The organism is Dysgonomonas sp. GY75, assembly GCF_015234155.1.
Classification (GTDB): domain Bacteria; phylum Bacteroidota; class Bacteroidia; order Bacteroidales; family Dysgonomonadaceae; genus Dysgonomonas; species Dysgonomonas gadei.
This window is the reverse complement of record NZ_JADCLQ010000038.1, coordinates 114,774-123,022: the sequence shown is the minus strand read 5'-3', so window position 1 is coordinate 123,022 and position 8,249 is coordinate 114,774. Positions and strand designations below refer to the sequence as shown.

At 43.4% G+C, this 8,249-nt stretch carries 3 protein-coding genes; 1 reads left to right on the top strand and 2 read right to left on the bottom strand.

Annotated features, from left to right (window positions below):
- Window positions 1–306: 306 nt before the first annotated feature.
- Entirely contained in the window at window positions 307–2,526 is a 2,220-nt protein-coding gene (locus tag IR083_RS16390; protein ID WP_194225141.1) for a S9 family peptidase, read from the top strand.
- A gap of 57 nt (window positions 2,527–2,583) precedes the next feature.
- On the opposite strand, the gene IR083_RS16385 is transcribed toward IR083_RS16390, so the two are convergent.
- Complete coding sequence (locus tag IR083_RS16385; protein WP_194225140.1) at window positions 2,584–6,174, bottom strand: glycoside hydrolase family 2 TIM barrel-domain containing protein; 3,591 nt, start codon at window positions 6,172–6,174, stop codon at window positions 2,584–2,586.
- Between the two features lie 564 nt (window positions 6,175–6,738).
- Window positions 6,739–8,247 (bottom strand): histidine ammonia-lyase, encoded by a 1,509-nt coding sequence (hutH, locus tag IR083_RS16380; protein WP_194225139.1) that lies wholly within the window; start codon window positions 8,245–8,247, stop codon window positions 6,739–6,741.
- Between the last annotated feature and the right edge of the window lie 2 nt (window positions 8,248–8,249).

Here is an 8,249-nt window from a genome sequence, read left to right as displayed (position 1 = left end):
TTTTAGTTTTTATGGTTATAGTTTTTGCTAAACCACATTGTCTAAATCTAAACTCTTAAGCGGGATTACCTTTGAAAAGTATCACCAATTATTTTACCTTCTGTGGTTTAAGCCATGCTGTTCATGGGGTTCGAAACACCATTGTAAACTTCGGCCTGGGCTGCAAAAACTCACGCAAGGTAAGCATCCAGGACGTTTCTTCATTATTTTAATCCGGAGCGCCGGATTGGTATGCTGTTCACTGATTTTCCGTTACCTCTGTTACTTTTTAACTATATATCGTTAATATATGCAAATAAATATACAATGAGAAAATTACTGCTTTTCACTTTACTTATTTCTTCTTTTGCCTACGGGCAAACTATCGACAGCCTGTACAAGCAAGCTGACAGGTTCAGAGATAAATATACTGACAAATACTATTATGGTTTGTCAGATATTAAGCCTGTAAACGAATCGCATAGCTTCTGGTATCTGACCCGTACACCGAAAGGAAGTGAATTCTTCCTGATAAATGCAGATAAAAAAGAGGTCAGTCCGGCCTTCGATCAGCAAAAGCTGGCTACAGCTTTAGCCAAAGTAATCAATAAGGAAACTGATCCGTATAAACTACCATTCAGGACATTACAATACAGTAAGAATATGGATTCGATCTACTTCTCTGTAGATGAAACCAAATATACCTGTCTGTTAGCCGACTACACCATCTCCAAAGACAAAGATCAAACTCCCCGTAATGATTATTATTGGGGTGGTATCTTTAAGGAAGACAGGAAAGATAAGGTGAAATCACCTGACGGGAAGCAAGAGGCGTACATCTCGGAAGGCAATCTCTGGGTGACCGATTTGGCTACAAAAGAGAATAAGAAGATAAGTATCGACGGCTCTGTTTCTGAATATTATTCGTCCAATATCTATTGGTCGCCCGACTCTAAGAAGATAGTATGCTGCAAATACCGTCCTGCCGAAACACGTAAATTATTACTTATCGCGTCTTCTCCAAAAGACCAGCTACAGCCAAAAACGGAGGAGTATGATTACCCGAAGCCGGGTGATGCACTTCCGATCAGGCGTCCTGTGGCATTTCTGGTAGATGAAGGAAAAGCCATTGAGTTTAAAGTCCCTGATGTGGAAGCGCAATTCAGTCTGGATGATATAAAATGGGATAAAGAGAGCCGTTACTTTACATTCAGTTTCAATAAGCGCGGACATCAACAGTATGTTATTTATGCAGGAGATATTTCGACGGGGAAATTACGCCCTGTTGTAGATGAAAAAAGCCAAACATTCGTTTATTACAATGCATTATACCAACATTGGTTCGAAAACGGAAAAGAACTGCTATGGATATCAGAACGTGACGGCTGGCGGCATATCTATCTCTACGATGTATTCACAGGAATGGTGAAGAAACAATTGACAAAAGGCGAGTGGGTGGTAAAATCAGTTGTCAATGTGGATGAAAAGAAACGGACACTGATATTCAAAGCCTGTGGCATGGACAAAGGGGAAGACCCATATCTGGAAAAGTATTATTCATTAAATATAGATAATGGTAAAATACAGCCGCTTACGCCGGAGAATGCCAACCATAACGTCACGTTCTCTTCGGATTATACTTACTTTGTCGACAGTTATTCTCGGGTCGACCTATCTCCTACCCTTGTCGTGCGCTCCGCCACAGACGGAAAGGTCATATTGAAACCTCAGCAACAACCGGATATAACTAAAGCTGTAGAAGCAGGATGGCGTATGCCGGAAGTATTCTCGGCAAAAGGTCGGGACGGACAGACTGACATCTGGGGTGTAATCATACGCCCGTCAGACTTCGACCCGACAAAGAAATATCCGGTTATCGAGTATATTTATGCAGGTCCTCACGATTCACATGTACCTAAATCGTTTGCCATCAGCCAACGGTGCAGCGAACTGGCCGAACTAGGCTTTATAACGGTGATGATCGACGGTATGGGCACTGCTAACCGATCAAAAGCATTCCACGATGTATGTTGGAAGAACCTGAAAGATGCAGGTTTCCCCGACCGCATCGCATGGATGAAAGCGGCAGCAGCCAAATATCCGGAAATGGATGTAGAGCATGTCGGTATCTACGGAGCTTCGGCAGGAGGACAGAATGCAATGGGCGCATTGCTGTTCCATCCCGGATTTTATAAAGTGGGTGTAGCAGCCTGCGGTTGCCACGATAACAGGATGGACAAAATATGGTGGAACGAACAATGGATGGGTTATCCTGTAGGCAAAGAATATGAAGAATGTTCGAATGTGGTGAATGCCAAATTGCTGCAAGGCAATCTGATGTTGATACTCGGCGAACTGGACAATAATGTAGATCCGTCTAGCACATTACAGGTGGTAGATGAACTGATAAAGCAGAATAAAGAATTTGAATTTGTGATGCTACCGGGAGTAAGACATACTTTAGGCGGGGATTACGGGGAACGTAAGCGTCGCGATTTCTTTGTGAAGCACTTACTTGGGATTGAAGCACCGGTATGGAACAAATAAAACAAAAATCCGTCTGTATTTTGAGAATACAGACGGATTTCTTAAAGCTTTAACTATTTATTTTGCAGGTTGTATCCTGAACGAATAACTTAGATTCTGATTGGCAGGGATCATATATTCAGGCAGAGGCAGAGGCCCGCAGCTTGCATTTCCAAGTCCTTGTTGGATGCAATCCAGACTGAGATAAATCTCCGGTTTACGGATCTCATCCAGCTTGAAGTCATGTATAGCTTCCCACAAAGCCTGGTCGGTAAAATGCAAAGCAGTGAATCCCAGTCTGTCTTTGGATGATACCTTCAATCCCTGACCACTTTGGTTTGTTATGCTGACCCATCTTACATCATCACGGTTGCCCATACTCTGGGCACGGACATAATGCTCTTCTTCCATGCCTTTTACAGTAGTGGCATACTGGCCGAAGAATGCGGAATGTTTCCTGTCCCAGTAGTTCTCATGCGGGCCACGACCATAGTAACGGATATTTTCCATGTCTTCAGGCAGTACAACCTGTAGTCCCAGACGATGTATGATCCGTCCGTCTTGCGGAGAAGTGAAACTGGCGTCCACATCTATTGTACCATCGGCGTAGATCACATATTTGACCAGATACGGTACACGAACCGGTTTCTCGCTGTTGATGGTGGCTGTAGTGCTCGATATTACGGTAACTGACTTGCCATCAGCAGCCGTTTGATAAGTAAACAAGGGCTTATCATTTGTTGTCGGGTAGTAATTCTGGTCGGTATATTTGTCATTGTTCACACTGCGATACCAGTTCAGATTGAAGCCGTTGTTATTGAATATCATCTCCTTGGCATTGTATTGCAATGAGGTCATAATTCCGGTCCGAGTGTTGAATACGGTCTTGAAATCTGCGCCACCGATTATCAGATTATCTCCGTCTACACTAGTGACAACATTCTGCATCGCCGAAGTATTCACTGCCGCCAACGGTAGTCTTCTGTTCAGGGCGAATTGCTCGGCAGCAACTGTATGTCCGGCTTTAGCCCAGCTTGCATCCTTTCTCAAAGAGAAAGACAGATTGAGGAAGTATTCGCTGCCTGCATCCAGGTTCTTATTGTAAGGGATTGTTATCACTGTCTTTTGGTTAGGAGCCAAGTCGACAGGGGCCATTTTGCCCGACTCTGTTTTTACTCCGTCTTTGATAACTTCCCATGTGATATCAAACTCGTTCAGGTCGGTAAAGTCGTACTTGTTCTCAATCTCTATCTTACCTGTACCCAACGACAGGGCTTTGAACTTAATGTACTGGTAAACCTTTTTCACCTCCAACAGCTTGGCAGTAACCCGGCGGTCAGGGGTAGTGAGCCCGTTGTTTACAAAGTCGAAGTCATTCGGTTTATCACCGAAGTCTCCACCCAGATAGTATTGGTTGGCAGGCTTTCCATACATATTCAGCCCTTGGTCTACCCAGTCCCATACACATCCGCCAATCATACGCTGTGACTGGTTCTCTATATAATCCCAGTATTCGGCGAGATTGCCCGGAGCATTTCCCATAGAGTGGGCATACTCGCAAAGGAAATACGGCTTATCGGAATCTTGCTGATCAAAAGCTGCCATCCGGGCCATATCCGGATACATATGCGAATCTATGTCCGCCAGTTCATTCTTTCCTTCATAGTGTATCGGACGTGAAGAATCGAGCGCCTTACCCACTTTATACATCTCATCGAAGTTGTCGCCGTTTCCGCCTTCATTACCTAACGACCAGAAGATTATAGACGGGTGATTCCTGTCGCGTTTTACCATCCTATCCATCCTGTCCTTATATGCAGGAGCCCAACTTGGCATACCGCTGATAGAATGATTACCATGATTTTCGCAATCGGCCTCATCCATCACATACAGCCCGTAATAATCATGCAGGGCATACATACGGGGGTCGTTCGGATAATGGCTTGTACGGATTGTATTCAGGTTATGCTGCTTCATCAGCAGGATGTCCTGTATCATAGATTCCACAGGAACGGCCTTACCGAACTGAGGATGAATATCGTGACGGTTTGCTCCTTTGAAGAATACCTGCTCATTGTTTACATATACACGCTTGTTCTTTATCTCGATCTTACGGAAGCCGAATTTGGACGACATCGCTTCCACTACATTTCCATTATTGTCTTTCAGAGTAACAACAGCCGTATAAAGATTCGGCTTTTCTGCCGACCATAGAGTAGGTTTGCTTATTGTAGTCTGCAGATCATAAACCTGTTCCTGTCCGCCTTTCAGAGCCTCTACAGGTTGAGAAAGGCTGGCCACCTCTTTGCCTGCCATATCAAGCAAGGATATATTTACGGTCGCAGGTTGGGACGCTTTCTTATCATAGTTCTTTACTGAAGCATTGACTTTAAATGCCGCACTACTGTAGTCGTCCCCCTTAAACTCGGACTGAAGGAAGTAGTCACGCACATGCACTTTAGGAGTAGCAAACAGGAATACACTCCGATGGATACCACTCAGGCGGAACATGTCCTGATCTTCTATATAGCTACCGTCCGTCCAGCGATATACTTCGGCTGCAATTGTATTGTCTCCGGTTTTTACATAGTCGGTGATATTAAACTCGGCCACGTTGTTCGCACCCTGGCTATAACCCACCTTTTTCCCATTTATCAATACATAAAGCCCGCTATATACTCCATCGAAATGGAGGAATATTTCTTTCCCGTCCCAATCGGCAGGGATTGAGAAATCGCGGCGATACGATCCCACAGGATTTACTTCTATCTCGTTCGTATATCCTTTCTGCGGTTGTATAAAAGGAGGATTGTTTCTGAAAGGATATGTTATATTGGTATATATAGGAGTCCCGTAGCCGTGCATTTCCCAATTGGAAGGTACAGGTATCTCTTTCCATGAAGAAACGTCATAATTCATCTTGTAGAAATCAGCAGGGCGTTCCGACGGCTTTTTCACCCAGTGAAACTTCCAATTGCCATTCAGAGACTTATATAAAGAAGATGCCGGTTCTTCCCAAGGTTTGTCAAAAGTTTTATCCGCTTTGAGACTTTCCAAGGAAGGGAAAGTATAATAAGTAGCATGTCCGGGCTCTTTGTTGATAGCAAAGATAGTCTCGTTCTCCCAATCATATTTACTCGGTTTCTGCTTTACTTCTTTTGGGGCTTTTATGTTGGTCGGAACCAATCTCCATACCTGCGATGATGCCGGCACTTGAAATATACGTGCACCTATTGCATCTTCTCCGGTAAAAGCAATTGCCAGGCCACTGCTTCTGTGCGAAATGCTGTATGCACCGGTTCCGGTGACAGTAAACTTCCATTGCTGGTTTCTGTTTGTCGGATTAGCATCCCATTGTATAATGGGATTTCCGTTGCCAGCCGGTTCATTATCGTTATCAATGCTTTTATTGATAAACGGATTGGTAATAGTATAATAACCACTAGCCAACTTGACTATCTTCCATACCTGACCATGACTATTCTTCACATCTTTGGCCAGATACATATTTGCCGAATTTTCAGGTGCATCACGGTTATCGATAACCAGACCCGAAGGGCTTACCAATTTGTATAAAACATCAGGATTGATTTCCTGAGAGGATACTTTCGTGCTGATAAACAGCAGGCTTATCACAAATAGAAGGTGATAGATTGTTCGTTTTCGCATGCAATTAATTTTTGATGGTTTCCTGGTTTATAAGGTTCATTCTCTATTGGACAAACAAAGATAATCTTTTAACAATTCATATTCAAAAACTTCTCTTTTATTCTTACCAATTGATTATGAATTAAGGGGGTAAATAAAGAGCTGTATAGTTGCTATTTTTAGCTGAAATTTTATCTATACATTTTTTAAGCCTATAGCCTTTAGTTATTAGCTTATAGCTCTTTGAAGTATTGGAATAAGTAGTAAGTTATATGAGATACGAGTAAATAAGACACGAGATGCAAGTTGTTCACTGATGACTGACAAGCTAATTATTAATTTTTCATTATTAATTACTTTCCGTGTTACCTTTGTTACCTTTTTTAAAAGTTACGGAAAAGGCGTTGTTAACTGATATATCTACTACATGTGCTACCTTTTAGATATTTTAACAGAAACAAAACCTTGTCTTTTCTGGCTTTTTGCACTCTGGTAAAATACAAAAAGTAACAAGAAGCAAAACCCGAGAAGGTGTTACTTTTGTTACTTTTTATATCTGGTTCCTATCTATGCAGATAGAAAAAATTATTGCCAATCAATAAAATCCAGAGAAACCCTGTTGAGGAATGCTACTGTCTTATGTATCTCTTTGTACATTACAATATCGTCATTGATAAAAGCTACTTCTTTCCTGTATTCCTTCAGGAAATTTTCGAGGATCGGCGATGTTTTCACCGGACGGCGGAAGTCTATTCCCTGCGCGGCATTCATCAGCTCTATAGCCAGAATATGGTTCAGGTTATCCATTATCTTGAATAATTTGACTGCTGCATTCGCCCCCATACTCACATGGTCTTCCTGCCCATTGGACGATACGATGGAATCGCTCGATGCCGCATAGCAGTACATCTTATTCTGGCTAACCATCGATGCGGATGTATATTGTGGAATCATAAAGCCGGAGTTGACACCCGGGTTAGCGACAAGAAATTCAGGCAATCCGCGAAGCCCCATAATCAACTGAGCCACACGCCGCTCAGAGATATTCCCGAGTTCGGCTAATGCAATCGCAAGAAAGTCGTAAGAAAGAGCCAATGGCTGCCCGTGGAAGTTTCCGCCCGACACGATTTTATCCTCATCTGGAAAAATGGTCGGGTTGTCGGTCACCGAGTTTATCTCTGTCAACAAGACTGATGCCACATAGTTCATTGCATCTTTGGTTGCCCCGTGTACCTGTGGAATACAGCGGAAAGAGTAAGGGTCTTGTACGTGCGCCTTTTCCCGCGAAATAAGTTCACTACCTTCAAGTAGCTTACAGAAGTTGGCTGCTGTGTCGATCTGCCCCTGATGCGGACGCATCTTTTGTATGCCTTCGTAGAACGGGTCTATGCAACCATCGAAGGCTTCGAGTGATAAGGCAGCTATTAAATCCGCTTTCTTTGATATGGCAAATGCACGGAGAATAGCAAAAACTCCGTTAGCACTCATAAACTGTGTCCCGTTGAGCAATGCCAGTCCTTCCTTACTCATCAGGCGGATAGGCTTCCAGCCGAACTCATCCAGTACACTTATTGCCTCACGCTTCTTTCCCTGGTAGTAAACATCTCCCGCTCCAATCAGAGGGAGGAAAAGATTAGCAAGCGGAGCCAGGTCACCCGATGCGCCGAGAGAACCACGATCGCAAACGATAGGGATAATATCATTGTTGAAAAAGTCGATAATACGCTGAACCGTTATCACCTGCACGCCACTATATCCAAGAGACAGGGCATGCGCCTTGAGCAGCAGCATCAGTTTGACAATGACCGGAGATATCTCTTCGCCCACGCTACAAGCATGCGATTTTACAAGATTCTCCTGCAAACGGGTAAGTTCATCGGGAGATATATTCTTGTTGCAGAGCGAACCGAAACCTGTGGTAATACCGTACATCGGCGTTTTCTGCGACTTGATTTTTTCATCGAGGTAATCGCGGCATTTCTGTATACGGTCTTTGGCTTCCGGAGCCAATTCCAGTTTCAGATTTTTGTTTATGATTTGCTCCAGTATCTCGAAGGTTAGTTCACCCGAGCCGATATAATAGACATTCTTCATAG

Coding starts and splice junctions, on each gene's coding strand:
- IR083_RS16385 (WP_194225140.1), bottom strand. CDS start 6,174: ATGCGAAAACGAACAATCTATCACCTTCTATTTGTGATAAGCCTGCTG.
- hutH (WP_194225139.1), bottom strand. CDS start 8,247: ATGAAGAATGTCTATTATATCGGCTCGGGTGAACTAACCTTCGAGATA.
- IR083_RS16390 (WP_194225141.1), top strand. CDS start 307: ATGAGAAAATTACTGCTTTTCACTTTACTTATTTCTTCTTTTGCCTAC.